This window comes from Streptomyces kunmingensis, from assembly GCF_039533535.1.
GTDB lineage: Bacteria > Actinomycetota > Actinomycetes > Streptomycetales > Streptomycetaceae > Streptomyces > Streptomyces kunmingensis.
The window spans coordinates 761,630-786,961 of sequence record NZ_BAAATS010000006.1 but is presented as its reverse complement, the minus strand read 5'-3'; the positions used below and the strand labels follow the sequence as shown (position 1 = coordinate 786,961).

Genomic DNA, 25,332 nt, shown 5'->3' with positions numbered 1-25,332 from the left:
GCCCCGGCCCGCCGTCAGTCGTCCGGCCGACCCAGGCGTGTCCGCCACTCCGTCATGATCTCCAGCGTTCGCTCCGCGCTCGCCGCCTGGGCCACCAAGTGGTCCAGGACCTCCAGGTGTGTGCCCACCTCGTCGCGCGAGTCGAGGTACAGCGCCCCGGTGACGTACTCGCTGTACACCATGTCCGGCAGCTCCCGTACGGGGAAGCGGAACAGCGTGAACGGGCCGAACGTGCCGGGGTGCGGGCCGCTCGCGAACTCCGCTATCTGGAGCGTCACATGGGGGAGCCCGGCCACCTCGATGAGGCGGTCCAGCTGCCCGCTCAGTACGGCGGGGCCGCCGGGCGGGCGGCGTAGCACCGTCTCGTCCATGACGACCCACAGGTGCGGCGCGTCCTCGCGGGTGAGCAGTGACTGGCGGGCCATGCGCAGCGACACGTGCCGGTCTATGTCCTCGGGCGTCGAGCGGCCCACCGTGCCGGCGTCGAAGACAGCCCGCGCGTACTCCTCGGTCTGGAGCAGGCCCGGCACGAAGTGCGGCTCGTAGGCGCGGATCATCTCGGCCGCGCCCTCCAGGCTGACGTACAGGCTGAACCAGTCCGGCAGCACGTCGTGGAACCGCTGCCACCAGCCGGGCAGGTTCGCCTCCTCGGCGAGCGCGACGAACGCCTCGATCTCCTGCTCGGGGACCTCGTACAGCTCCAGGAGCATCTGGACGTACGGGATCTTGAGCGCGACCTCGGCCGTCTCCATCCTGCGGATGGTCGCTCCGGTCACCCGCAGCGCGCGGGCGGCCTCGTCCCTCTTGAGCCCCGCGGCCTCCCGCAGATCACGCAGGCGTCGGCCGAGAACTACCTGGCCCACGGTGGGAGCGGGCCGTCTTTCACTCACGTCACGTCTCCCCACGTGCCGGACTGCGACGAGCAGCGGCTAGGAGCCGGTGCGCTCCCACCCCCGTCGCTCCGGCCGCGAGGCCAGCTGCCGCGGATCGCGGCTGCGATAGACCACGTACGGACGGAACAGGTACTGCACCGGCGCGCTGAACATATGAACGAGCCGGGTGAACGGTACCAGCGCGATCAGTGACATGCCCACTACCGCATGAATTTGGTAGAGGACGGGGACACCTTCCATCCGCCAGATGTCCGGGCTGAGCGTGAACAGGCTCCGGGACCAGGGGCCGATGGTCTCCCGGTAGTTGTAGCCGTCCCCGGAGGAGTGGCTGAGCTTCGCCGTCATGCCGATCACGAGGGAGCCGAGCAGCACGACGTACATGAGTTTGTCGTTGCGGGTCGTCGCGCGGAAGACGGGGGCCTTCGTGCGGCGCCGGTACACCAGCAGGAAGATGCCGCAGACGGCCAGGACTCCGGCGAACGTGCCGCCGTAGAGGGAGAAGAGGTGGTAGGTGTGCTCGGTGACGTGCGCCTTGTTCGTCCAGGACATCGGGATGAAGAGGCCGATGATGTGTCCGGCGAGGACGAAGAGGATGCCGTAGTGGAAGACCGGGCTGGCGATGTTGAGGAGCTTCGACTCGTAGATCTGCGAGGAGCGCGTCGTCCAGCCGAACTTGTCGTAGCGGAAGCGCCAGATCGTGCCCGCGATCAGCAGGACGAAGGCGATGTAGGGCAGCGCGCCCCAGATCAGCGTGGTCACGGGGCGTGCTCCTTCACGAACAGCGGCAGGGGTTCATGGATCCCGAGGTCACCGAAGGGTTCGAGGCCGACCTCTTCGCGCGGCGGGCCCGAGCGGGCGAGCGCCAGGGCTTCGGCCCGGTCCTTGGGGGTGGGGCCGGGGAGCGAGGCGCAGACGGCGGTGAGCACGCTCGCGTAGGGCGTGCCGTGTTCGGTGAGGGCCAGGCGCAGCAGTTCCAGGCCGCTGCGGTGTTCCTCCAGGAGGACGGGGCCGGCTTGTGCCGAGAACTCCAGGACCGCGGGGAGGAAGTCAGGGAGTTCTTCGCCGGTGAACTCCAGGCCGTGCTCCCGGTAGATCTCCTTCATGCGGACCAGGGACATGCCGCGCCGCCGCGTGTCGCCGTCGCGCCACCAGGTGAGGTAGAGGCTGTGGCGGTTCTTGAAGTCGAAGACCTGGACGTAGTGGGCCGCCAGGTCCTGGAGGGGGGTCGCCTCGGCGTGGTCGACGAAGGCGGCCAGTTGTGGCGCCGCCGCGCGGACGAGGGGCAGGCGCTCGTACAGCTCCTCGTCGGGATACGTGAGACAGAGCGCCGCCGCCTGGTGGAGGAGGGCTGAGGGGCCGGTCACGGGCTCTCCTTCGGGTCGTCGGCACTCTGACGGCGTTTGGTGAGGTGGAAGTTCTCGAAGGAGACGACGGGCAGCAGCTTGCGGCCGCCGGCCATGGTGTTGCCGGAGTCGCCGCCGAAGGGGCCCTCGCCGCCCATGCCGGGGCCGTCCTGGTAGTCGAGGCTGCACTCGTCCGGCAGCGCCGACTCCTCCAGGCGTTGCGCGTCGCCCACCGCCGCTGTCGGGATCACGTACCGGTCCTCGTACTTGGCGATCGCGAGCAGGCGGTACATCTCCTCGATCTCGGCCGCACCCATGCCGACCGATGCGGCGATCGAGGCGTCGGGGCGGTCGCCGAGGTTGATGGCCCGCATGTGCGAGCGCATCGCCGCCAGCTTCTCCAGGGAAGCGCGTACGGGCCCCACGTCGCCGGCCGTGAAGATCTCCGCGAGGTATTCGAGGGGGATGCGCAGGGTGTCGATCGCGCCGAAGAGATTGCCCGCGTCCTCGCCGTCGTGGCCCGTCTCGGTGAGCGCGTCGACGACGGGGGAGAGCGGCGGGATGTACCAGACCATCGGCATCGTCCGGTACTCCGGGTGCAGCGGGAGCGCAACCTTGTACTTGCTGATCAGCGCGTGGACCGGGGAGCGGCGCGCCGCCTCCATCCAGTCGTAGGGGATGTCGGCCCGCTCGGCGGCCCGCTGCACCTCGGGGTCGTGGGGGTCGAGGAAGACCCCGAGCTGGGCTTCGTACAGGGCCGTGTCGTCGGTCGTCTGTGCCGCCGCCGTCACCTTGTCGGCGTCGTAGAGGATCACGCCGAGGTAGCGCAGGCGGCCCACGCACGTCTCGGAGCAGACCGTCGGCAGGCCCACCTCGATCCGCGGGTAGCACATCGTGCACTTCTCGGCCTTGCCGGTGCGGTGGTTGAAGTAGACCTTCTTGTACGGGCATCCGGTCACGCACATCCGCCAGCCGCGGCACTGGTCCTGGTCGACCAGGACGATGCCGTCCTCCTCGCGCTTGTACATCGCGCCGGAGGGGCAGGACGCCACGCAGGACGGGTTCAGGCAGTGCTCGCAGATGCGCGGCAGATAGAACATGAAGGTCTGCTCGAACGCGAACTTGACCTTGTCCGCTGCCTGTTGGCGGGTCTTCTCCACCATCGGGTCGAGGTCGCCGTACTCGGTGGCGCCGCCTAGGTTGTCGTCCCAGTTCGAGGACCATTCGATCTTCATCGGCTTGCCGGTGATCTGCGAGCGGGGCTCCGCCACCGGGTAGTCGTCACCGAGCGGCGCCTCGGTCAGGTTCTTGTAGTCGTACGTCCAGGGCTCGTAGTAGTCCTTGATCTCGGGCAGCTTGGGGTTGGAGAAGATGCCCGCGAGCTTCTTGAACCGGCCGCCGTTCTTGAGCTTCAGGGCGCCCCTGCGGTTCAGTTCCCAGCCGCCGCGCCATTTCTCCTGGTCCTCGTAGCGGCGCGGATAGCCCTGGCCCGGGCGGGTCTCGACGTTGTTGAACCAGACGTACTCCATGCCGTTGCGGTTGGTCCACGCCTGCTTGCAGGTGACCGAGCAGGTGTGGCAGCCGATGCACTTGTCCAGGTTCATGACCATTGCGATCTGAGCCATGATGCGCATGAAATCAGTACTCCACCTTCTGGCTGCGGCGCCGGATGACGGTGACTTCGTCTCGCTGGTTGCCCGTCGGGCCGAGGTAGTTGAACGCCCAGCTCAACTGGGCGTAGCCGCCGATGAGATGGGACGGCTTGAGGATGAGCCGGGTGAGCGAGTTGTGGATGCCGCCGCGTTTGCCGGTGGTCTCCGCCTTGGGGACGCCCACGGTGCGTTCCTGGGCGTGGTGCATGTAGACCGTGCCTGCCGGCATCCGGTGCGAGACGATCGCGCGGGCGACGACGACGCCGTTGCGGTTCACCGCCTCGATCCAGTCGTTGTCCTTGACGCCGATGGCCTGTGCGTCCTGTGGCGCCATCCAGATGGACTGGCCGCCGCGGGAGAGCGCCAGCATGAACAGGTTGTCCTGGTACTCGGAGTGGATCGACCATTTGTTGTGCGGCGTGAGGTAGCGGACGGTCACCTCGTGTTCGCCGTCCGGGCCGAGGCGTGGTTCGCCGAACAGCCGGTTCATGTCGAGCGGTGGCCGGTAGACGGGAAGCGCCTCGCCCAGCTCGTGCATCCAGTCGTGGTCGATGAAGAAGTGCTGGCGTCCGGTGAGCGTGTGCCAGGGCTTGGCGTGCTCGGTGTTGAGCGTGAACGCCGTGTACCGGCGCCCGCCCGCCTCGCTGCCCGACCACTCCGGCGAGGTGATCACCGGGACCGGCGCGGCCTGCGTGTCCGCGTACGTGACGCGCTTGCCCTCGTGCTCGGCGGCGAGGTGCGCCATCTCCTGACCCGTACGCTCCTCCAGGGTGTGGAAGCCCTGGGTGGCGAGGCGGCCGTTGGTAGTCCCGGACAGCGCGAGGATCGTGTTCGCCGCCTTGACCGCCGTGTCGAGCCTTGGGCGGCCGTCGGCGGGGCCGCCGCGCACGACACCGTTGCGCTCGCGCAGCTCGGCGACCTCCCGGTCGGGCTTGAGCGTGATGCCCTTGGCGGGCAGGCCCAGCTGCTCGACCAGCGGGCCGAGCGCGGCGAACTTCGCGCCGATCGCGGTGTAGTCCCGCTCGACGACGACGAGATTCGGCATCGTCTTCCCCGGCACCGGCTCGCACTCGCCCTTGCGCCAGTCCAGGACGACACCGCCGGGCTGCGCGATCTCGCCCGGCGTGTCGTGCTGCAGCGGCGCCGCCACCAGGTCCGAGCGGACCCCGAGATGGGCGGCGGCCAGCTCGCTCAGCTTCTCCGCGAGCGCCTTGAACGTGTCGAAGTCGGTACGGGCCTGCCACGGCGGGTCCACGGCCGGGGTGAACGAGTGCACGTAAGGGTGCATGTCCGTGGAGGACAGGTCGTGCTTCTCGTACCAGGTCGCGGCCGGCAGGACGACGTCGGAGAGCAGCGTGGACGACGTCTGGCGGAAGTCGAGGGAGAGGAGCAGGTCGAGCTTGCCCTCGGGGGCCTCGTCGCGCCAGGTGACGGTCGAGGGGCGCTCGCCGGGCGCCGCCTCCTCGGCCCGCAGTGAGGAGTGGGTTCCGAGGAGGTGCTTGGTGAAGTACTCGGCGCCCTTCGCGGACGAGCCGAGCAGGTTCGCCCGCCACAGGGTCAGCACCCGTGGCCAGTTCTCCGGCGCGTCCGGGTCCTCGCAGGCGAACTTCAGCGTGCCCGCCTTGAGTTCGGCGACCGTGTCGTTCACCGGGTCGGCGGACGAGCCGAGGTCGAGAGGGCTGCGGTCGAATGTCGGGTACGAAGGCATCCAGCCCGAACGCGTCGACAGGGCGAGGCAGTCGGCGCCCGTCATCCCCTCGAAAGCGCCCTTGCCGAGGGGCGAGGCGAGGACGTCCGCGCCGAACTTGTCGTAGCGCCACTGGTCGGTGTTGGTGAACCAGTACGCCGCGCCGATCATCTGCCGCGGCGGCCGGGACCAGTCGTTCGCCGAGGCGAGCGAGGCCCAGCCGGTCACCGGGCGGCACTTCTCCTGCCCCACGTAGTGCGCCCAGCCGCCGCCGTTCCTGCCCTGGCAGCCGGTGAGCTGGAGCAGGGAGAGGAAGCTGCGGTAGATCGTCTCGGAGTGGAACCAGTGGTTGGTGCCGGCGCCCATCAGGATCATGCAGCGGCCCTGCGACTTCTCCGCCGTGTCCGCGAACTCCCGTGCGATCTTTACGCACTTGGACGCGGGTACGGAGGTGTGGATCTCCTGCCAGGCGGGGGTGCCGGGCGCGTCCGCGTCGTCGTAGGAGGCCGCCCACTCGCCCGGCAGCCCGTCGCGGCCCACACCGTACTGGGCGAGGAGCAGATCGAAGACGGTGGTGACCAGCGGGCCGTCCTGCCCACCGAGCCGGGTCGCGGGGACACCGCGCCGGACGACCTCGCCGCGGCCCTGACCGTGCGTGCCACCGTCGGTGTCGAAGCGGGGGAGCAGCACCGGTACCCCGGTCGCGACGTCGCTGCCGTGCAAGCTCAACTGTGGCTTGATGTCACCCAGTTCGAGGTTCCACCTGCCCTTGCCCGACTCCGTCCAGCGGAAGCCGAGCGAGCCGTTGGGGACCGACGGCTGCCCCGTCGCCTCGTCGAGGACGGCCGTCTTCCACTCCGCTCCCTCGCCGCCCTGCCCGAGATCGGCGGCCCGCAGGAACTTCGCGGGGACGTAGCCGCCGTCCTTCTCCTCCAGCGTCACCAGGAACGGCAGATCCGTGAACTTCTTGACGTAGTCCGTGAAGAACGGCGTCTGCCGGTCGACGAAGAACTCCTTGAGGATCACGTGCCCCATGGCGAGGGCCAGCGCGCCGTCCGTGCCGGGATGCGGATGCAGCCACTCGTCGGCGAATTTGGCGTTGTCCGCGTAGTCGGGCGCCACGACCACGACTTTCTGGCCGCGGTAGCGCGCCTCGGCCATCCAGTGCGCGTCCGGCGTGCGCGTCACCGGGACGTTCGAGCCCCACATCATCAGATACGCGGCGTCCCACCAGTCACCCGACTCCGGTACGTCCGTCTGGTCGCCGAACACCTGCGGTGAGGCCACCGGCAGATCCGCGTACCAGTCGTAGAACGACAGCATCGGCGCGCCGATCAGCGACATGAACCGCGCCCCGGCCGCGTGCGACACCATCGACATCGCGGGAATCGGCGAGAACCCGGCGACCCGGTCCGGCCCGTACGTCCTGATGGTGTGCACGTGGGCCGCCGCGACGATCTCCACCGCCTCGTCCCACGTGGCCCGCACCAACCCGCCCTTGCCGCGCGCCAGTTGATACCTCTTGCGGCGCTCGGGGTCCTGCTGGATGTCGGCCCACGCGAGGACCGGGTCCCGCAGCCGCGCCTTCGCCTCCCGGTACATCTCCAGGAGCACACCCCGGATGTACGGGTAACGGACGCGGGTGGGGGAGTACGTGTACCAGGAGAACGCCGCCCCTCGGGGGCAGCCGCGCGGCTCGTACTCCGGCCGGTCGGGGCCCACACTGGGATAGTCCGTCTGCTGGGTCTCCCACGTGATGATGCCGTCCTTGACGTACACCTTCCACCGGCACGACCCTGTGCAGTTCACCCCGTGCGTCGAGTTCACGACCTTGTCGTGGCTCCACCGGTCCCGATAGAAGACGTCCCCGTCCCTGCCCCCCTCGATCCGCACGCTGTGCAGGTCGCCGGAGGCCGCACCCCGCCGGAAGAACCGCCCGGCCCGCAGCAGCGCGGCGTCCGGCTCGGTCGGGGTGCGCGTCGTGTCTGTCACTGTGTGTGCTCCCTCGCTGTGCCGTCCTACGCACGCTAGGGGCGCCGGGCGCCGGGCACCTGCCCACTGCGGCCGTACGGGTGCCCGCTGGCCGTCCCTTCCGTCTCCGGCCCCCGGATGGAGGGCGTGCCGTCACTCAAGTGGCGCAACGGGCGGCCTCGGCCCTCGCTCGGCATGTGATCGACCGGCCCGGCGGACACAGGGCGAGCCCTGTGGTGACCTGTGGGGTCTCAGCCCACCTCGGACCGAAGGTACTTGACCGTCGCGGGGTCGGCCGGGAGCAGTGTCTCGATGGCCAGCTCGGCGACCGTCACGTCCATCGGCGTGTTGAACGTCGAGATCGACGACACGAACGACAGTACGTGCCCGTCGTGCTCGATCACCATCGGCAGCGCGAAGTACGGCACCGGGTCCGCCGGTTCCGAACCGCCCGCCTCCTCCGGGACCGGATACGCCGCCACCTCCTCGTACAGCTCCCGCAGCTCCTGCGAACGCGCCAGCGCGATCTGCCGCTCCATCTGCGCGAGCAGGTGTCCGCGCCACTCGCGCAGGTTCTTGATCCGGGGTGCGAGGCCCTGCGGGTGCAGGGTCAGCCGCATCGCGTTCAGCGGCTGCTGCCGGAGCAACTCCTCGGGCAGCGGGGCCATCAGCGCGGCGAGGCCCCGGTTGGTCGCCACCACGTTGTACGTCGCGTCGACGATCAATGCCGGATACGGCTCGTAGCCCCGCAGCAACCGCTCCAGGCCGTCCCGCAGCGCACCCATCGACGGGTCGTCGAGCGGAGTCTGCGTGAACCGCGGGGCGTAACCCGCCGCGAGCAGCAGCGAGTTGCGCTCCCGCATCGGTACGTCCAGGTGCTCGGCGAGCTTCAGGATCAGCTCCTCGCTCGGGCGCGAGCGGCCCGTCTCCACGAAACTGATGTGCCGTGCCGACGAGTCCGCGCGCAGCGCGAGCTCCAGCTGGCTGACCCGCCGCTGCTCGCGCCAGCCGCGCAGCAGACGGCCCACTTCGGAAGAGTCTTTGCGCGTCGCGGTCGTCATGGGGAGACCGTAACCCGGTGTGGGTGGCACGCTGGGGTCATGCCTACAGAACCGCTCTCCCAGAAGGAGATCGAGGACCGCCTCGCCGAACTCCCCGGCTGGTCACTCGACGGCGACCGCATCACCCGCACCTATCGTCTGAGCACGCATTTCGCGGCCACCGCCCTCGTCGTACACATCGCCCAGACCCAGGAGGAGCTGAACCACCACTCCGACCTCACCCTCGGCTACAACACGGTCTCCCTCGCCGTGCACACCCATGACGCGGGCGGCGCCGTCACCGTGAAGGACTTCGAACTCGCGGGAAAGGTCGAGGCGTTGGCCCCCGGGCACGGCGCGACCTGAGCCTGCGGCCCGGCCCGGCCCGGGCCGGCCCGGACCGGGCCGGGCCGCATCCGGCCGGGCGGATCTGCGCGCGACCTGGTCAGACACTGTTCAGCCGGGCCCGCTCGTCCTCCGTCAGCTCCAGGTCGACCGCCGCCAGGCTCTCCTCGATCTGCGCGACGGACGACGCCCCGACGAGCGGGATCGCCGGCACCTGCGCCCCGATCATCCAGGCCAGCACCACCTGGTTGACCGTGGCCCCCGCCGACTTCGCCACATCCCGCAGCGCCGCGAGCCGGGGCTGCGTACTGCCGTGATCGTGTCCCGCGCTCAGCGGCTTGTCGTCCCGCACGTACGCACCGCCGAGCAGCGGCGAGTACGCGACCAGCGTGAGATCCCGCTCGGCCCGCACCATGCTGAGCAGATTGCCGTCGGCCGTACTGAGCACCCCGTCCGGCGACAGCTCACAGGGCGTATCGATGCGGTGCCGCAGATAGCTGTGCTGGTACTGGAGCACCTCGTACCCCGGCAGACCCTCGCCCCGCGCGAGGGCCCGGGCCCGCTCCACCTGCCACGCCCATTGGTTGGACACACCGAGCAGCCCGACCGTGCCCTCGTTCACGAGCGCCCCGAACTCACCTACCGTCTCGGCCAGTTCGACCTTCGGGTCGGGAATGTGGGCGTACAGGAGGTCCAGCCGCTCCAGACCGAGCCGGGCCTTGCTGCCCGCCACCGCCGACCGGATCGCCGCCGCCGAGAGGCCTTCCGCGTTGTCGACATAACTGGTCCCCGGCGCGAGCGGCGCCGCGCCCAGCTTGGTGGCGATGACGATCTCGTCGCCGATGCCACGGCTGCGCCGCCAGTTGCCGAGCAGCGTCTCGCTCTCACCGCCGACGCTGCCGGACTGCCAGAACGCGTAGTTGTCCGAGGTGTCGACGAACGTGCCGCCCGCCTCGACGTACCGGTCGAGGATCGCGAACGCCGTCTTCTCGTCCGTGGCCGTGCCGAACAGCATGGCGCCCAGGCTGAGCACACTGACCTCACGGCTCCGTGCCGGATCCGTGCCGATGGTGCGGTACTTCATGCGGAGTTCTCCCTCGCGGGGCCCGGCCGCCGGGTGCGGGCCGGGCTGTGAGAGGGAGTCAACGTCTTGAAGCGCACGCGAAGTCAAGCGCCGGGACCGGCAACCCGGCCATGCCGGGCGGCAACTGACGGACGTGACCCATCAGCGCGTCCCGACCCCCCAGGAGCCCCCACATGCCCCAACCACATCCTCGTCCCCACGCCCGTCGCAGATCGCGTCGCCTGCTGCTCGCCACCACCACGGCCGCCGCTCTCGCCGCCGCCGGACTGACGCTGCTGCCCGGCGAGGAGGCCTCCGCGGCCACCGCCCGGCAGGCCGAGAAACTCGACCGCGGCCTGGTCAGCGTGCACACCGACGCCGGTAACCTCGTCAGCTGGCGCTGGCTCGGCACCGACCCGGACAACGTCTCCTTCAACGTCTACCGCGCCGGTACCAAGGTCAACCCGACCCCGGTGACCGGCGCCACGAACTACTTCCACTCCGGCGCCCCCAACTCCGCCGACTACACGGTCCGCGCGATCGTCAACGGCACCGAGCAGGCCGACTCCGCGCACGCGATCCAGTTCCGCGCCGGCTACAAGGACGTACCGATCTCCCCGCCCGCGGGCGGCACCACACCCGACGGTGTCGCCTACACCTACGAGGCCAACGACGCCTCCGTCGGCGACCTCGACGGCGACGGCGTCCTCGAATTCGTCCTCAAGTGGCAGCCCACCAACGCCAAGGACAACTCCCAGTCCGGCTACACCGGCAACACGATCGTCGACGCGGTGAAGCTGGACGGCACCCGGCTCTGGCGCGCCGACCTGGGAAAGAACATCCGCTCGGGCGCGCACTACACCCAGTTCCAGGTGTACGACTACGACGGTGACGGCAAGGCCGAGGTCGCCGTGAAGACGGCGGACGGCACGGTCGACGGCCAGGGCAAGGTCATCGGCAGCTCGTCGGCGGACTACCGCAACTCCAGCGGCTACGTGCTCTCCGGCCCCGAGTACCTGACCATGTTCAACGGGCAGACCGGCGCGGCGATGGGCACCGTCGACTACGTCCCCGCCCGCGGCACGGTCTCCTCGTGGGGCGACTCGTACGGCAACCGCGTGGACCGCTTCCTCGCGGGCACGGCGTACCTGGACGGCAGCCGCCCGTCCTTGATCACGGCGCGCGGTTATTACACCCGTTCCGTGATCGCGGCGTGGGACTGGCGCGGGGGTAAGTTCACGCGCCGCTGGACGTTCGACACCAACTCCTCGACGAACAGCGGCAAGGGGTACGACGGCCAGGGCAACCACCAGCTCTCCGTCGCGGACGTCGACGGCGACGGCAAGGACGAGATCGTCTACGGCGCGATGGCCGTCGACGACAACGGCTCCGCGCTGTGGACCACGAAGAACGGCCACGGCGACGCCATGCACGTCGGCGACCTCGACCCGTCCCGCGCGGGCCTGGAGGAGTTCAAGGTCGACGAGGACAGCTCGAAGCCGTCGTCCTGGATGGCCGACGCCAAGACCGGCGCCGTCATCTGGTCCACGGGCGCCAACGGGGACAACGGGCGCGGCGTCTCCGGCGACATCTGGTCCGGCAGCGCGGGCGCCGAGTCCTGGTCGTCGTCCGAGTCCGGCATCCGCAGCCCCAAGGGCACGGTCGTCTCCTCCCGCAAGCCGTCCTCCACGAACTTCCTGTCCTGGTGGGACGGCGACACCACCCGCGAACTCCTCGACTCCACCCACATCGACAAGTACGGCACGTCCTCCGACACCCGCCTCCTGACGGGCTCCGGCGTCCACTCCAACAACGGCACCAAGGCGACCCCGGCGCTGTCGGGCGACATCCTCGGCGACTGGCGCGAGGAAGTCGTCTGGCCGACCACCAACAACACGGCCCTACGCATCTACTCGACGCCGCTCGAAACCTCCACCCGCATCACCACACTCCTCCACGACACGCAGTACCGCACGGCCCTGGCCTGGCAGAACACCGCCTACAACCAGCCCCCGCACCCCAGCTTCTTCATCGGCTCGGGCATGCAGACTGCACCGCGCCCGACGGTGACGACGCCGTGAGGCGAGCGCTCCGAGTTGTCTCAACTCTGTACTGAGACCGCTGTTCTCGTTGATCCCCCGTGGGCACAAGTGTTCAATTGATCACTGCTGTTGATTGTTTTGCCGACGCCAACACACGGGGGATCACGGGGCATGGGCATAGTGCTGCCCGACATCGTCGACCAGGCGCTCGACCTGGTGGGTATCGACTGGCCGAACGTCGACGAGGACGACTACACGGAGATGGCCGACTCCCTCCGCGAGTTCGCGGAGAAGTTCGAGGGCCACGGGGGCGACGCGCACAAGGCGTTCACCCGGATCCTCAGCTCCTCGGAGGGCTGGGCGGTCGACTCCATGGAAAAACACTGGTCGTACGTGAAGACCAGCCATCTGGAGAAGATCCCGGACGTGGCGCGGACGTTCGCGTTCGTCTGTGACCGGATCGCCGAGATCATCATCGCGATGAAGACGAAGGCGACGGTCGAACTGGGCGTCCTCGCCGGGACGATCGTCGCCGAACTCGCCGCGTCCGGAGTGACACTGGGCATCTCGGCTGCTGCCGCCGCGGCCGAGATCGTCCTGATGCGGCAGATCGTGAAGCGCCTGGTCAAGGAGGCGATCGAGGAGATCCTCGCGGAGATCGCCGCCAGACTCGCGGAGCCCGTCACGGCGAAGCTGGAAGAGCTTGCCATCGATACGGCGCTGGATCTGCTCGAGGGAGCCTTCGACCCCAACGGCACGGGTCATGGCGGTCCGGACGGCATGAATCTCGCGTCCGCGGGCGGTGCAGGCGGGGGCGGCGGCGCGGGCAAACGGACCCTGATCGACCACGTCGAGTTCGAGGACGGCGCCGGCAAGGTCTCCCTCCACGGTGTGGACCTCGGCGGAAAAGCCCATGTCCACCTGGGCAAGGCGAAGGGCGCGTTCGGCCGGACCAAGGGGCGGGACGGGTTCACCGCGACGTTCGACCACGCCTTGGAGAAGGCGCTCGACGCCGCGACCAAGTCCGTCACCCGCACGGCCAAGCACGTCACGGACGAGATCCCGCAGCGCGTGAAGGCGGCGTCCCGGCACCAGAAGTCGACCGACCACAAGATCGGCACGCGGACCGACGGCATCGACGTCACCAAGGTCGATGCGTCCGGTGGAGCGGGCGGTGGAGGCGGTGGTGGCGGCGGGAACGGCGGTGGCGGCGGACGGGGCTCGGGCGACGGCCCCAGGCGCATGGATCCGCAACCCGGCTGGCACGGTAGAAGCGCTGGTCAGATGCGACACTACCGGCGTGATGCGATGCATGTGGATCACCTGGATCCGGAGACGCAGCGACGTGTGCTGGTCGACGAAGCCAGGAATCTGGCGGATGACGCGCAGAAGGCGTCCAACGGGCCCGACGGACAGCCTGTGTTGGGCCGGGCCAGGATCAAGCAGGGGTGTGCAGGAGCGCTGATGCACGACGGTGTGCTGACGGGGCACTCCAGTGTGACGAAGCTGAAGAAGGCGAACCCACAGAGTCCGGAACCGCAGCAGCAACTGAATACGCATCCCGCTCTGCAGTCCGTGCTGGACGACGTGAAGCGGCAGGCGGAAAGCGAGGGCGACGTGGTGGGGACCGGGCACGGACAATGCACCGAAGTGGCGCTCATCTCTGACCGGTTGCACGCCATTTCGGAGCGTGACGGTGTCGAGATACGGAGTGCCGAGGACATCAGGCGCGTGATGGACGGGGCGCAGGTGCATACCCGGCAGATCGGCGACATGAACCCGAACCGACCCGGATATTTGAGTCACGGAGATTATAAGAAACCCTGCCCCTCCTGCGAGCGAATGCTGCCGCTCGTCAACGTCACGGCCGTCTGACCGAAAGAGGATAAGAGCTGTGCCCGTTCTGAAAACGCCGGAAGAAGTGGATGCCTGGCTTTCGAACGCCGGATGGTATCCGGGGCGTAGGTGTGCCGACCTCGCCGCTGCCGAGGTGGCGAGTGTTCTACAGGATTTCCTCGACGATGGCGGCAGCCTTGTTGTCATCGATCCCGCTCTCGACTTCTTGCGTGAGCACGTCGGTCTTGTAGCGCCTCGGCACGCGTCCACCGATGACAGGGTGGAGTTCAATCCGCGTCTCATGTACCGGGAGGCAGCGGAGGATGTACAGGAGATCGCCGACGGGCTCGCTAAGAACATCTTCCCCGTCGCGCATGACACGTACGACGGTGGGACGGTCCTCATCGACGAGGTGGGACGGTTCTTCTATATGCACCACAGCGGTAACTACTTCCTCGGTGACGAGAAGTACTCGGCACTGATGAACTACTCGCGGGGTTATCCGCTCGAAGACGCGGAGGACTATTATGTCTGAGCATGTTCCTATGACCGCCGCCTCCTTGCTGGTAGGCGGCCAGATCTTCAGCCAGACCGATATCGACCCGGATTACGAGCCGGATCTGCATCCCGCGGTCCTCGCGTTCTTCCAGCAGCTTCCCGCCGCGCAGCGCGAACCCTTCATGGGCTACTGCGCCGAGTCCGCGCTCATCTCCGACCAACTCTGGGGCCTGGACCAGCGGCATACCGACGGGACGACCACGACCCTCGACGAAGCGCTGGTTCATTTCTCGGGGGCGGCCCTGGTGGCGAGAAAGGTGCGGCCCGCAGGCGATCCGGAGCACGGAAGTCATGCGGAACCCTGCCGCACGTGCACCGCTCTGATCGAGCGGCTGGGTATCGAGCTGATGGAAGCGTGACGCAGCACCACCGGCCCGCGGAAAGGATCGGCCGGACCCCGGGCCGGAACGTCGAGCAGGACGCGATGCGCGCGGCGCTGCGCCTCGGCGCGATGGCGGAGGGCTACGGGACGGCTCTCCCGGTCTTTCCCGCCGCGAAGTCATTTCTGAGCGAGTTCTACGGCCTCGACCACTGGCCGGTGGAACCGGGCCGGGAAGTGGCGTCGATCGGCTTCTCCATCGATCCGGAGAAGGCCAGGTTCCAACTGGTCCGGCTGAGCCGCCTGTCGGCCGGGCTTCGCATCGGCCTGTTCCCGGTCGGTGTCACGGAGAACGACTCCGTGCTCGCCGTGGGCGAGGACGGACAGCTTCTTTCCTTCGGGCTCGGCGGATCGTGGCACGTAGGGGACACCGCGCTCGAGGGCGTGGAGAACCTGATCTCCGGTATCGCCCCACGCAGGCTGCGCGATGCCGAGCACGCCTGGGACGTGACGTCGACGGAGGCCGACAGCCCCGTGGTCGGGGCCGTGCAGGCAGCGCTGACCGCCGTGTACGTGCTGCATCACCATGGGATCTACAGCGCCAAGAGGCTGGGTCTGACCCTGACCGGTCTGCGCGGCAGTGGGGTCGAGCTCACCCGGCAGCCGATCCGCATCCCGCGTGGGCGGCTGGAGGAGACCTTGACGCCGATCACTCGTGACATCGACGAGGTTCTCGCCGCCCACTCCGGCGGCGCGGGCTGCGAGGTGAAGCTGTCTGTCGAGGTGCCCCGCACGCATGCGGAGGCGCCCGCCGGGCTGGTCCGGTTCTCGGTTCGCTTCGGTCATGTGGCCATGCGTGCCGAGGATCTTGAGGCCGGGCTCGGCGTCGGCGCGGGTGCGCAGACCGGCAGCCTTCACGGACGGGTCGCAGAAGCGCTGAGCGGTCTGCGGCAGATGGCGTGAGGGGCGAAGCGTCCCTCGGCCGCTGGCCCAGCGCCAGGCGCTCCCGCTGTACCGGCACGTGATCGCCGTACCCGACGCCGTAAAAGTGGCGGTCGGCCGGACCGGGCGGCCGGGGCGGCCGGGAGTCAAGTAGCGCCCGGCCGCCCGCCACACATGGCCGTCGCTGTCAGCCGGTCCCGCACTCCTTCCCGCCGACCGTGAAGGCCGCCGGTACGCCGTTCCCCGAGGACCGGCTTCCCGTGAAGCCGAACGCCGCCGAGCTGCCCGCGGCCACCTTCCCGTTCCAGCTCACGTTCTTCGCCGTCACCGTCGCACCCGACTGGCTCGCCTCCGCGTTCCACGCCTGCGTCAGCTTCTGCCCGTCCGGGAACGTCCACCCCAGCGACCAGCCGTCCCACGCCGCCGTGCCCGTGTTCGTCACCGTCACGTCGGCCTGGAAGCCGCCCGGCCATTCATTGGTGATCTTGTACGTGACCTTGCAGGCGGCGTCGCCGGAACCACCGTCCCCGCCACCGTCACCGGGGTCTGTCGGAGTGTCCGCCGTCTCCCCGTAGATGACGCCCCGCCCGTTCGTCGCCACGTACACCCGGCCGTAGACCCGCGGGTCGCCCGTGATGGCCGCGCCCGTCCAGCCCCACTGGTGGGCGTCGTCGTTGATCCGGGTCCAGGTCGCGCCCGCGTCCGTGGAACGGAAGATGCCCCGGACACCGCCGATCTTCGCGCTGGTGAACAGCGTCTGGTAGCTCGCGCCCGGCGCCGCCTTGCCGAAGCCGACCGTGTCCGCCTCGGCGACGTTCGAGAGCTTCGTGAACGTGGCGCCGCCGTCCGTCGAGTGCCACAGGCCGTACGCGCCCTGCGCCGAGCCGCCCGACAGCCAGATGTCGCCCTTCGCGCCCGGCACCGCCTTGAACCGCACCGGCCCGTCCGTGGGCAGCCCGCTCGAAGCCTTCGCGGCGAAAGTCGCGCCGCCGTCCGAACTCGCGTAGAAAGTACCAGACTTGAAGGCGTAGAAGGTCTTCGCGTCCACGCGGTCCGACTCCACGACCGCACCCGCCGGCACTCCGCTCGACGCCGTCCACGACGATCCCGACCCGGTCTGCACACCCGCGCCCTCCGGGCTCCACACGTACCGGCTGCCGTCCGACGACGCCGCGACCGTGCCGCCTCCCGTGACGCCCGACGGGTCGCTGCCCGCGTACCAGTTGGCACCGTTGTCGTTCGAGAACGCGACGTGCGCGCCCGTGTCGACGTTGCCGACGCGAACGACCGTGTCCGGTTTCGACTCGGCGAAGTCCAGGCTCGTCGTGGTCGTGAAGTTCGGGCTCGTGAACATCATCGGCGGGACCTTCGTGAGGTCCGTGTGGCGGAAGCCGCCGATGTCACCGAGCGCGCTGAGCAGCGGAGCGCCGGAGGGCGGGGACGCCAGGTCGTTGACCGCCGTCTCCTCCAGGCCCTTCACCATGGGGGTGATGGAGATCTTGCCGCCCGTGTCCCATTTCCCCAGGTCCTCGGCCCCGTAGATCGTCGCGCCCGTCCCGTACATCATGCGGTTCGAGTCGAACGGGTCGATCTCCAGCGCCTCCGTCATCCAGCCCAGCTTCGGCGTCTGCTCGGGCGGGGCCGGATTCGCGCCCCACGTCAGCCAGGGCACGGAGGAGACGTCCATCGTGTAGCGGTTCGCGCGCTCGGGATACGAGGAGTAGTCCCAGGCCTTCGTCCACGTACCGCCGCTGTCCGTGGAGCGGAAGATCAGCGTGTCGGGCCACCAGGAGCTGTAGCCGGAGACCATGACCGTGCCGGGGTGCTGCCGGTCGACGGTCAGACCGCTGAAGCCGTAGTAGGTGTCCGCCTCCGCGGCCGGGCTGATGTTCTTCCACTCACCGGTCTTCGTCGCGTACCGCCACACCTGGCCCTTGCCGCCGTCATAGGGGCCGCCCGTGTCGCTGTACGCGAGGTAGAGGTAGCCGTTCTCCGCGTCCAGGACGCCCTTGTGAGGGAGGTAGCCGGTGGGCTGGCCGGCGACGCGCTGCCACGTCGCGCCCGCGTCCGTCGAGCGGTAGACCGAGTTGTCCTTGTCGGCCACACCCGCGTAGACGGTCTGGGTGCGCGAGGTGCCCGTACCCGTCGACTCGTCGAACGTCACCCACACCACGCCCTGGAGGTCGGAGGCGTAGCCGGACGTGTCGGACGGGTCCTGCCGGTAGGTGCCGGGGTTCGGGAACGCCGTCACCTGCGCCCACGTCACGCCCGCGTCCGTCGAGCGCCACAGGCCCTTGCCGCTCGGCGCGCCCAGGTACAGGACCTTGTTGTCGTGCGGGTCGATCGCGAGGCGTTCACCCATGCCGCGGCCCGGCATGTTGCCGCCGAGCTTGAAGGGGAGGTCCGTCTTCTTCCAGGTCGCGCCGCGGTCGGCGGAGCGCAGGATCGCGCCGTTGCCCGGGTCCCAGTCGTTCGTGTACGTGCCGACGGCCGCGTAGACCTTGTCCGGGTCGACGGAGTCCGACGCGAGGGAGGCGACGCCCGTGTGGCCCCAGTCGTTCCAGCCGACCGAGTCGAGCAGCGGCGTCCAGGACTTCGCCGTCTGGTTCCAGCGGTAGGCGCCGCCGATGTCGGTGCGGGCGTAGGCGAGGTTCTTCTCGGTGCGGTTGAAGACGATGCCGGGGACGAACCCGCCGCCGTCTATCCGGGCGTTCTTCCAGGTGTACGAGTCGGCAGCGACGGCCGTGCGGGGGGCGGCCGGCGCTTCGGCCGCGGAGGCCACGCCCGTCGTCAACAGGCCCGCCACGAGAGCGAGTACGCCTGCCAGGGGCAAGCGGGGTCTGCGCATGAGATCTCCAGTTGCGGATACCGGGGGAGGGGGTGAGGGAGGAGCAGGGGAGAGGGCCGGACGGACCCCGGGGAGGGGGACCGCCCGGCCCGATGTGCACGGAGCCGTCGCCGGCGGGGCGTCTATTCGAGCAGCTCCGCGTATGAACCCATGGCGAGCGCGATGTCCGCCTGGGCCCAGAACCGGTGGTACGTGAACGTCGGTGCCGCGCCGCCCGCCAAGTAGGTCTCGATCTTCGACCAGTTGGGGTCGCTCTTGTAGAAGGAGCGCAGCGAGGAGAAGGTGGACGAGGAGTTGATTGCGTCGCCGTTCGGCATGGTGCCGGTCCAGCCGCTCGGGATGTAGACCGGGTCGTCGAACCGGCTGTAGTCGGCCCGGGTCTCGGGCACGGCGATGCCGAGCGCGTCCTGGTCGTGCTCCCACATGCCGTCGAGCAGCGCCTTCGCCACCGTCTTCGCCTGCGTGTCACCGGACTTGGCGGCGTAGTACGTCAGGGTCTTCGCGTACGCCGCCGCGACACCGACATCGTTCGTGTAGTCGGCGACGGTGACGTGAAGTCCGCTGTTCGCACCGGGACTTGAGGCGTTCCAGGTGTCGGGCTTGCCCGACCACTGGAGCGTCGACGGGATCCGGAACGTACCGTCGGGGTTGATGGTCGTCTCGGACAGGGCCCAGTCGACCCACTTGTCCAGGACGGCCTTCGCGTCGGCGTCGCCCGACTGCTGGTAGTACTCGGCGACGCGCTCCATCGACCACGCCTGGAAGCCGAACCACTGGTTCGACGGTGGGTCGTGGTAGACCGGCGCCTCGTCGTAGTACATGCCGTAGAACGTCGGCGTGCCGGACGGCGGGGTGCCGTAGCTGCCGCCCCAGCTGTTCGTCGCGCCGCCCGCGATGCCACCCTCGTCCGACTGGAGCCAGCGGTAGAACTCCAGCTGCCGGTCGAGCGACTTCGCCCAGTCCGCCTGGCCCGTGGCCGATTTGGGCTTCAGGTCGGCGGACGAGGAGAGGGCGTAGGCGGCGAGGGGGTTCTGGTAGCCGCCGTGGGTGTGGCTCGAACCGATGCGCCAGGCCCAGCCCGCCGAGGTGTCCGTCGCGCCGCCCCACGCGTAGTACCAGGACATCAGGTAGTGCGAGGCGTCCTTGCCGGTGCCGGCCGGGCAGGTCGCCGGCCCGGTGCAGTTCCCGACCTTCTTGAAGTACTTGTCGTACATCGAGTACCGCAGGTAGTCACCCATCTTGGCGGCCTTGCCGACGGTCGCCGAGACGTCGGAACCCTTGCCCTGCTGCTTGGCCCACACGTCCGCCCAGTACGCGGCCTGCACGGCCCGCGCGTCGGCGTCCGGCGCGTTCGTGAACTTCCACTGCTTGGCGTAGGAGGAGTCGCCGGTGAACAGGTCCAAGTACCCGTTTTTTCCGCCGTACTTGAAGGCGTCGCACGTCGGCTGCGGAACCGTCTCCCACACCGACTCCTGCGCACCGCGCTGGAAGGTGTTGATGTAGGACGGGCCGGTAGCGGTCGGGCCCGCTTCGCACTTGCCGGGCTCGTTCCCGTAGCCGTAGACGTTGTCGACGTCCTGCAACCAGTGCATGCCGTAGACGTCGTCCGTGCCGTACGCGCTCTTCAGCTCCGCCGCGATCGGGTCACTGCCGACCGGGACCGACGGATCGAGCTTGGCCGGGTACTGGGACGGCAGATCGTGCTCGGGTGCGTACGTCGCGGGCTTCGAGGCGTTGTAGGAGGAGTTCGTCGGCTGGTCCGCGTGCGTGGGGATCATGTACTTCTCCATGATCGTCCACGCCCCGTTGAACTTCGACCAGTCGCCGCTGACCTTGCCGTACATCGCCTGGAGCCACAGCAGGTAGCTGTACGCCTCCGACGTCGTCTCGTGGCCGTGGTCGGGCGCCTCGACGATCAGCGTCTCGACCGAGTGGTACGGGACACCCTCCGGCGAGAAGTAGCCGTTCGCCGGGTTGGTGATCTTCCCGTAGAGATCGAGGAAGCGGGCGTCGTACGTCTTGGAGGCGGCGAGCTGCGTGACGGTGACCGTGGCCTTGGTGTGGCCGGGAGCCGACACGGTGAAGGTGGCCGCGCCGGTGCCGGAGGCGTCGGCGGCGACCGTCACCTTCTGCGCCGTGTTCCAGTTCGACGGCGTGAAGGTCAGGCTCGCGCCCGAGGAGACGGACAGGCCGGTGTTGCCGCTGGTGCGGGCCACCGCGACCGTGACGTTCGACGCCGGCTGCGTCGACAGCTTCACGTCGAACGTGCCCGACTTGCTTTGCTGGACGCCGAGTTGGGTCGGCGAGGCGACCACCGCGGGGCCCGCCGCGACCGTGATGCCGACCGGCGTCGACTCGCCGGACGCGCCCTGACTGTCGTACGCCTTCGCGTACAGGGAGTGCGTGCCGGCTGCCAGACCGTCCGCGGAGAGCGCGTACGGGGCGGTCGTGTCCGTGCCGAGCAGCGTCGTGTCGTCGTAGAACTCGACCTTGCCGATGCTCGCTCCGTCGGCCGCCGCGGCGGTGGCGGCGAGCGGGACGGCGTCGCCCGCCGAGTAGACAGCGCCGGCTTTCGGGCTGGTGAGCACCGTGATCGGCGGCTGATGGGCGCCCGCACACGTCGTGCCGTTGACCGCGAAATCGGTGGGCGCTGAATTCGAGCCACTGTAGGTGAATTGCGCGCCTGCCGAGGTGGCGGCGCCGGCCGCGATCTTCGCGTTGTACGAGAGGCTTTTCGCGGTGACCGTTCTACCGGACTGCGACCAGGTCGCGTTCCAGCCGTTGCTCAGCTTCTGGTTGCCGCCGTAGCTGTAGGTGAGGGTCCAGCCGTCGATCGCCGCGGTACCGCGGTTGGTGATCGTCAGATCGGCGGTGAAGCCGGAGCCCCAGTCGTTGGTCTTGTAGTCGACGCTGCACTCAACTGCCGCCGCCTGAGCGGTGGTTGGGAGTGCCGCAAGGGTGGCGAGCGGTAGTGCCAAGGTGGCCGCGACAGCGGTCCACAGCCGCCGGGCCGGTCTGTTTGCCATGCGCTGGTTCCTCCTTGCGGTGGAGGGGCGGGGGGTCAAAGAGGTGCGGCTGTGATGTGGGCGTCACAACCTGTGAACCAGTGGGAGCGCTCCCAAGGATGGTGACGCGGCAATTGAGGGTCAAGAGGCTTGAAGAGTCGAATTATTTCGACAACAAGAATTAGTAACTCGTCTGTTGCTTGACGGCAGTTCCTTCTCTACAGTCCACCAGCAACCAGTGGGAGCGGTTCCATCAGTCGACGTGCCGGCCTGTGCCGGTTGCGCCCGAGCTGCAAGGAGTCGCTCATGCGACACCCCCCGCATCACGCGTTACGTGCAACTCTGCTCGCGTGCGTCGTCTCGGCGGCCACACTCGTCCCCCTGACCACCGCCGCGTCCGCGGCCGCCCCCGCCTGCTCGGTGGAGTACTCCGTCACCGGGCAGTGGGACGACGGCTTCCAGGCCGCGGTGAAGGTCACGAACAACAGTGCGGCCAAGGCAAGTTGGAGCCTGACCTTCGACCTCGCCGACGGCCAGAAGGTCACTCAGGGCTGGTCCGCGAAGTGGTCCCAGTCCGGCACGGCCGTGACCGCGGTCAACGAGTCCTGGAACGGTGCGCTGCCCTCCGGCGGGAGCGTCTCCGCCGGGTTCATCGGGTCGCGGTCGGGGGCCGGCACCGTACCGACGGCCTTCAAGCTGAACGGCACGACCTGCAACACCGACGGCACCGACCCGACGGATCCGACGGACCCCACCGATCCGACCGATCCGACGGATCCGGGAGGGGACGGCGCGGCCCCGGCCCTGAAGGTCTCCGGGAACAAGCTCGTCGACGCGTCCGGTGCCACCCGCCGGATCCTCGGCGTGAACCGCTCCGGCGCCGAGTTCATGTGCGTCCAGGGTTACGGGATCTTCGACGGCCCGGTCGACGACGCGTCCGTCGCCGCCATCGCCGACTGGAAGGCCAACGCCGTCCGGATCCCGCTCAACGAGGAGTGCTGGCTCGGCCTCGACAACATCAAGCCCGAGTACGCGGGCGTCAACTACCAGTCCGCGATAAAGGAGTTGGTGACCAAGGTCAAGGCTCACGGCATGACGCCGATCCTGGAGATGCACTGGTCGTACGGCCAGTACACGGGGAACTCGGCCGGCTGCTCCGACATCCACGCCAGCTGCCAGAAGCCGATGCCGGACGCGCGGTACGCACCCGGGTTCTGGTCGTCGGTGGCGGGCGCCTACAAGGACGATCCGACGGTCGTCTTCGATCTCTTCAACGAGCCCTATCCGGACCGTGCGACCTCCAGCACCGCTGATGCGTGGGCCTGTTGGAAGGACGGCGGCGCCTGCCCCGGCATCGGCTACGAGGTCGCCGGTATGCAGGACCTCGTCGACGCGGTACGCGGCACGGGCGCCAGGAACGTGATCCTCGCGGGCGGCCTCGCCTACTCCAACGACCTCGGCCAGTGGCTCGCCCACCGGCCCGACGACCCGGCCGGCAATCTCGCCGCGGCCTGGCACGTCTACAACTTCAACACCTGCGCCTCCGAGAGCTGCTGGGACTCCACGCTCGCGCCCGTCGCGGCCCAAGTCCCGCTGGTGGCAGGGGAGATCGGCGAGAACACCTGCTCGCACGGGTTCATCGACCGTGTCATGAAGTGGTTCGACGACCGCAAGCTGTCGTACCTCGGCTGGACCTGGAACACCTGGGACTGCTCCTCCGGACCGTCCCTGATCAGCAACTACGACGGGACGCCGACCGCGTTCGGGGCCGGTCTGCGCGATCACCTGCGCGCGCTGAACGGCTGAACGGACGATCACCGGGCATCCGGCGGCAACCATCCCTCGCCGCACGGCAACCACCTTGCACCCGGCGATCACCACCTCTCACCTCCCGACCGACACCCCCCGCTCCATCGGCACGACCTCGCACCCCACGAGTACCACCCGCACCCCACGAAAGGGACATCGCACACCATGAGCCGTATCAGATCGCGCGCCGGCACCGCCGCGCTCGCCGCACTCGCCCTCACCGGCGCCGCCTGCGTGGGCACCGCCGCCGCCCTGCCCGCCGACGTGGCCGTGGGCGCCGCGGCGGCCACCTGTAGCGTCGACTACAAGGTGCAGAACCAGTGGGACAGCGGGTTCACCACCGCCGTCACCGTCACCAACAACGGCGCCGCCGTGAACAGTTGGAACCTCACCTGGTCCTACGCGGGCAACCAGAAGGTCACCAGCGGCTGGAACGCGGACATCTCCCAGTCCGGCGCCGCCGTCACCGCGAAGAACCTCTCCTACAACGGCAACCTCGCCACCGGCGCCTCCGCGTCCTTCGGCTTCAACGGGTCCTACAGCGGCAGCAACGCCCTGCCCACCACCTTCAAACTGAACGGCGTCACCTGCAACGGGGACACCGATCCGACGGACCCGACCGACCCCACGGATCCGACCGACCCGACGGGCCCCTCCGACCGGGTCGACAACCCGTACGCGGGCGCCAAGGTGTACGTGAACCCGGAGTGGTCCGAGAAGGCCGCCGCCGAACCGGGCGGGACCAAGATCTCGAACCAGCCCACCGGCGTCTGGCTCGACCGCATCGCCGCCATCAACGGTGTCAACGGCGGCATGGGCCTGCGTGACCACCTCGACGAGGCCCTCACCCAGAAGGGAAGCGGCGAAGAGGTCGTCCAGCTGGTCGTCTACGACCTCCCGGGCCGCGACTGCGCCGCCCTCGCCTCCAACGGCGAGCTCGGGCCGAACGACATCGCCAAGTACAAGTCGGACTTCATCGACCCGATCGCGGCGATCCTCGGCGACGCCAAGTACGCGAGCCTGCGGATCGTCACGACGATCGAGATCGACTCGCTGCCCAACCTCGTCACGAACGTCACGCCCCGCGCGACGGCCACCCCCAACTGTGACGTGATGAAGGCGAACGGCAACTACCAGAAGGGCGTCGGATACGCCCTCGACAAGCTCGGCGACATCGACAACGTCTACAACTACATCGACGCCGGCCACCACGGCTGGCTCGGCTGGGACGACAACTTCGGCGCCTCCGCCGACATGTTCAAGACGGCCGCCACCAGCGAGGGCGCGACCCTCGCCGACGTGCACGGCTTCATCGTGAACACCGCCAACTACAGCGCGCTGAAGGAGAACAACTTCACCATCGACGACTCCGTGAACGGGGTCTCGGTCCGCCAGTCCAAGTGGGTCGACTGGAACCGCTACACCGACGAGCTGTCGTACGCCCAGGCCATGCGCACCAAGCTGGTCTCGATCGGCTTCGACCAGAACCTCGGCATGCTGATCGACACCTCCCGCAACGGCTGGGGCGGCCCGGCCCGGCCCGCCGGACCGGGTGCGAAGACCACCGTCGACACGTACGTGGACGGTGGGCGCTACGACCGCCGCATCCACCTCGGCAACTGGTGCAACCAGTCGGGCGCCGGCCTCGGTGAGCGGCCGCAGGCCAACCCGGCCGCCGGGATCGACGCGTACGTCTGGATGAAGCCGCCGGGCGAGTCGGACGGTTCGAGCACCGCCATCGACAACGACGAGGGCAAGGGCTTCGACCGCATGTGCGACCCGACGTACACCGGTAACCCGCGCAACAACAACCACCTGTCCGGGGCGCTGCCCAACGCGCCGGTGTCCGGGCACTGGTTCTCCGCCCAGTTCCAGGAGCTCATGAAGAACGCCTACCCGGCACTGTAAGAAAGCCCGACTCCGTCGGGGCCGGGCGAACACCACACCCCCGGCCCCGACGGATCCAGCTCTACCGCGAC

Annotated in this window: 17 protein-coding genes; 8 read left to right on the top strand and 9 right to left on the bottom strand. The window is 68.9% G+C overall.

The genetic code is table 11. From position 1 onward, the window contains the following. Positions 1 to 14 precede the first annotated feature (14 nt). The 6 genes from ABD366_RS11570 to ABD366_RS11545 form a co-directional block, all read right to left on the bottom strand. Complete coding sequence (locus tag ABD366_RS11570; RefSeq protein ID WP_324771064.1) at positions 15 to 890, bottom strand: helix-turn-helix domain-containing protein; 876 nt, start codon at positions 888 to 890, stop codon at positions 15 to 17. 39 nt (positions 891 to 929) lie between these two features. Next, on the bottom strand, positions 930 to 1,652 hold the full coding sequence (gene narI / locus ABD366_RS11565) for a respiratory nitrate reductase subunit gamma (RefSeq protein ID WP_324771065.1): 723 nt from the start codon (positions 1,650 to 1,652) through the stop codon (positions 930 to 932). After that, positions 1,649 to 2,257, bottom strand: coding sequence for a nitrate reductase molybdenum cofactor assembly chaperone (gene narJ / locus ABD366_RS11560; protein ID WP_324771066.1), 609 nt, complete (start codon positions 2,255 to 2,257; stop codon positions 1,649 to 1,651). Before narJ ends, narI begins: the two co-directional genes overlap by 4 nt. Continuing rightward, positions 2,254 to 3,870 (bottom strand): nitrate reductase subunit beta, encoded by a 1,617-nt coding sequence (gene narH / locus ABD366_RS11555; RefSeq protein WP_324771068.1) that lies wholly within the window; start codon positions 3,868 to 3,870, stop codon positions 2,254 to 2,256. Before narH ends, narJ begins: the two co-directional genes overlap by 4 nt. Before the next feature lie 4 nt (positions 3,871 to 3,874). Continuing rightward, the gene (locus ABD366_RS11550) at positions 3,875 to 7,567 is read right to left on the bottom strand and encodes a nitrate reductase subunit alpha (RefSeq protein ID WP_324771069.1); all 3,693 of its coding nucleotides are present in this window, start codon (positions 7,565 to 7,567) and stop codon (positions 3,875 to 3,877) included. A 230-nt stretch (positions 7,568 to 7,797) separates the two neighbouring features. After that, positions 7,798 to 8,607: a helix-turn-helix domain-containing protein gene (locus tag ABD366_RS11545; RefSeq protein ID WP_324771071.1), complete on the bottom strand. Its 810-nt coding sequence runs from the start codon at positions 8,605 to 8,607 to the stop codon at positions 7,798 to 7,800. Positions 8,608 to 8,646: 39 nt separating this feature from the next. Between ABD366_RS11545 and ABD366_RS11540 the strand changes: the two genes are divergently transcribed. Then, entirely contained in the window at positions 8,647 to 8,952 is a 306-nt protein-coding gene (locus tag ABD366_RS11540) for a 4a-hydroxytetrahydrobiopterin dehydratase (RefSeq protein ID WP_324771072.1), read from the top strand. A gap of 79 nt (positions 8,953 to 9,031) precedes the next feature. Here the strand turns inward: ABD366_RS11540 and ABD366_RS11535 are convergent, their stop codons facing one another. Next, entirely contained in the window at positions 9,032 to 10,015 is a 984-nt protein-coding gene (locus ABD366_RS11535) for an aldo/keto reductase (RefSeq protein WP_324771073.1), read from the bottom strand. Between the two features lie 173 nt (positions 10,016 to 10,188). Here ABD366_RS11535 and ABD366_RS11530 point away from each other — a divergent pair, with 173 nt between their 5' ends. The 5 genes from ABD366_RS11530 to ABD366_RS11510 all read left to right on the top strand — a co-directional run bounded on the left by ABD366_RS11530 (position 10,189) and on the right by ABD366_RS11510 (position 15,712). Further along, complete coding sequence (locus ABD366_RS11530) at positions 10,189 to 12,075, top strand: rhamnogalacturonan lyase (protein ID WP_324771074.1); 1,887 nt, start codon at positions 10,189 to 10,191, stop codon at positions 12,073 to 12,075. A gap of 132 nt (positions 12,076 to 12,207) precedes the next feature. After that, complete coding sequence (locus ABD366_RS11525; protein ID WP_324771075.1) at positions 12,208 to 13,911, top strand: YwqJ-related putative deaminase; 1,704 nt, start codon at positions 12,208 to 12,210, stop codon at positions 13,909 to 13,911. Positions 13,912 to 13,930: 19 nt separating this feature from the next. Then, the gene (locus ABD366_RS11520) at positions 13,931 to 14,407 is read left to right on the top strand and encodes an SUKH-3 domain-containing protein (RefSeq protein ID WP_324771077.1); all 477 of its coding nucleotides are present in this window, start codon (positions 13,931 to 13,933) and stop codon (positions 14,405 to 14,407) included. A gap of 10 nt (positions 14,408 to 14,417) precedes the next feature. After that, positions 14,418 to 14,789 carry a YwqJ-related putative deaminase gene (locus ABD366_RS11515; RefSeq protein ID WP_324771078.1) on the top strand — a complete coding sequence of 124 codons (372 nt, stop codon included), beginning with the start codon at positions 14,418 to 14,420 and terminating at the stop codon, positions 14,787 to 14,789. Then, a complete protein-coding gene (locus tag ABD366_RS11510; protein WP_324771080.1) occupies positions 14,786 to 15,712 on the top strand; it encodes an SUKH-3 domain-containing protein in 927 nt (308 codons plus the stop codon). The genes ABD366_RS11515 and ABD366_RS11510 overlap by 4 nt, the downstream gene beginning before the upstream one ends. A 166-nt stretch (positions 15,713 to 15,878) precedes the next feature. Here the strand turns inward: ABD366_RS11510 and ABD366_RS11505 are convergent, their stop codons facing one another. Together ABD366_RS11505 and ABD366_RS11500 are read right to left on the bottom strand one after the other, a co-directional pair. Further along, positions 15,879 to 18,539, bottom strand: a complete 2,661-nt coding sequence (locus ABD366_RS11505) for a cellulose binding domain-containing protein (protein WP_324771082.1) — start codon at positions 18,537 to 18,539, stop codon at positions 15,879 to 15,881. Between the two features lie 122 nt (positions 18,540 to 18,661). Continuing rightward, positions 18,662 to 21,565 (bottom strand): glycoside hydrolase family 48 protein, encoded by a 2,904-nt coding sequence (locus ABD366_RS11500; RefSeq protein ID WP_324771084.1) that lies wholly within the window; start codon positions 21,563 to 21,565, stop codon positions 18,662 to 18,664. Between the two features lie 285 nt (positions 21,566 to 21,850). Between ABD366_RS11500 and ABD366_RS11495 the strand changes: the two genes are divergently transcribed. Together ABD366_RS11495 and ABD366_RS11490 are read left to right on the top strand one after the other, a co-directional pair. Further along, positions 21,851 to 23,350, top strand: a complete 1,500-nt coding sequence (locus tag ABD366_RS11495; protein ID WP_324771085.1) for a cellulose binding domain-containing protein — start codon at positions 21,851 to 21,853, stop codon at positions 23,348 to 23,350. Positions 23,351 to 23,518: 168 nt separating this feature from the next. Continuing rightward, positions 23,519 to 25,261, top strand: a complete 1,743-nt coding sequence (locus tag ABD366_RS11490) for a glycoside hydrolase family 6 protein (RefSeq protein ID WP_324771086.1) — start codon at positions 23,519 to 23,521, stop codon at positions 25,259 to 25,261. Positions 25,262 to 25,332: the final 71 nt, after the last annotated feature.

Coding starts and splice junctions, on each gene's coding strand:
- narH (WP_324771068.1), bottom strand. CDS start 3,870: ATGCGCATCATGGCTCAGATCGCAATGGTCATGAACCTGGACAAGTGC.
- ABD366_RS11545 (WP_324771071.1), bottom strand. CDS start 8,607: ATGACGACCGCGACGCGCAAAGACTCTTCCGAAGTGGGCCGTCTGCTG.
- ABD366_RS11540 (WP_324771072.1), top strand. CDS start 8,647: ATGCCTACAGAACCGCTCTCCCAGAAGGAGATCGAGGACCGCCTCGCC.
- ABD366_RS11535 (WP_324771073.1), bottom strand. CDS start 10,015: ATGAAGTACCGCACCATCGGCACGGATCCGGCACGGAGCCGTGAGGTC.
- ABD366_RS11530 (WP_324771074.1), top strand. CDS start 10,189: ATGCCCCAACCACATCCTCGTCCCCACGCCCGTCGCAGATCGCGTCGC.
- ABD366_RS11525 (WP_324771075.1), top strand. CDS start 12,208: ATGGGCATAGTGCTGCCCGACATCGTCGACCAGGCGCTCGACCTGGTG.
- ABD366_RS11515 (WP_324771078.1), top strand. CDS start 14,418: ATGACCGCCGCCTCCTTGCTGGTAGGCGGCCAGATCTTCAGCCAGACC.
- ABD366_RS11505 (WP_324771082.1), bottom strand. CDS start 18,539: ATGCGCAGACCCCGCTTGCCCCTGGCAGGCGTACTCGCTCTCGTGGCG.
- ABD366_RS11500 (WP_324771084.1), bottom strand. CDS start 21,565: ATGGCAAACAGACCGGCCCGGCGGCTGTGGACCGCTGTCGCGGCCACC.
- ABD366_RS11495 (WP_324771085.1), top strand. CDS start 21,851: ATGCGACACCCCCCGCATCACGCGTTACGTGCAACTCTGCTCGCGTGC.
- ABD366_RS11490 (WP_324771086.1), top strand. CDS start 23,519: ATGAGCCGTATCAGATCGCGCGCCGGCACCGCCGCGCTCGCCGCACTC.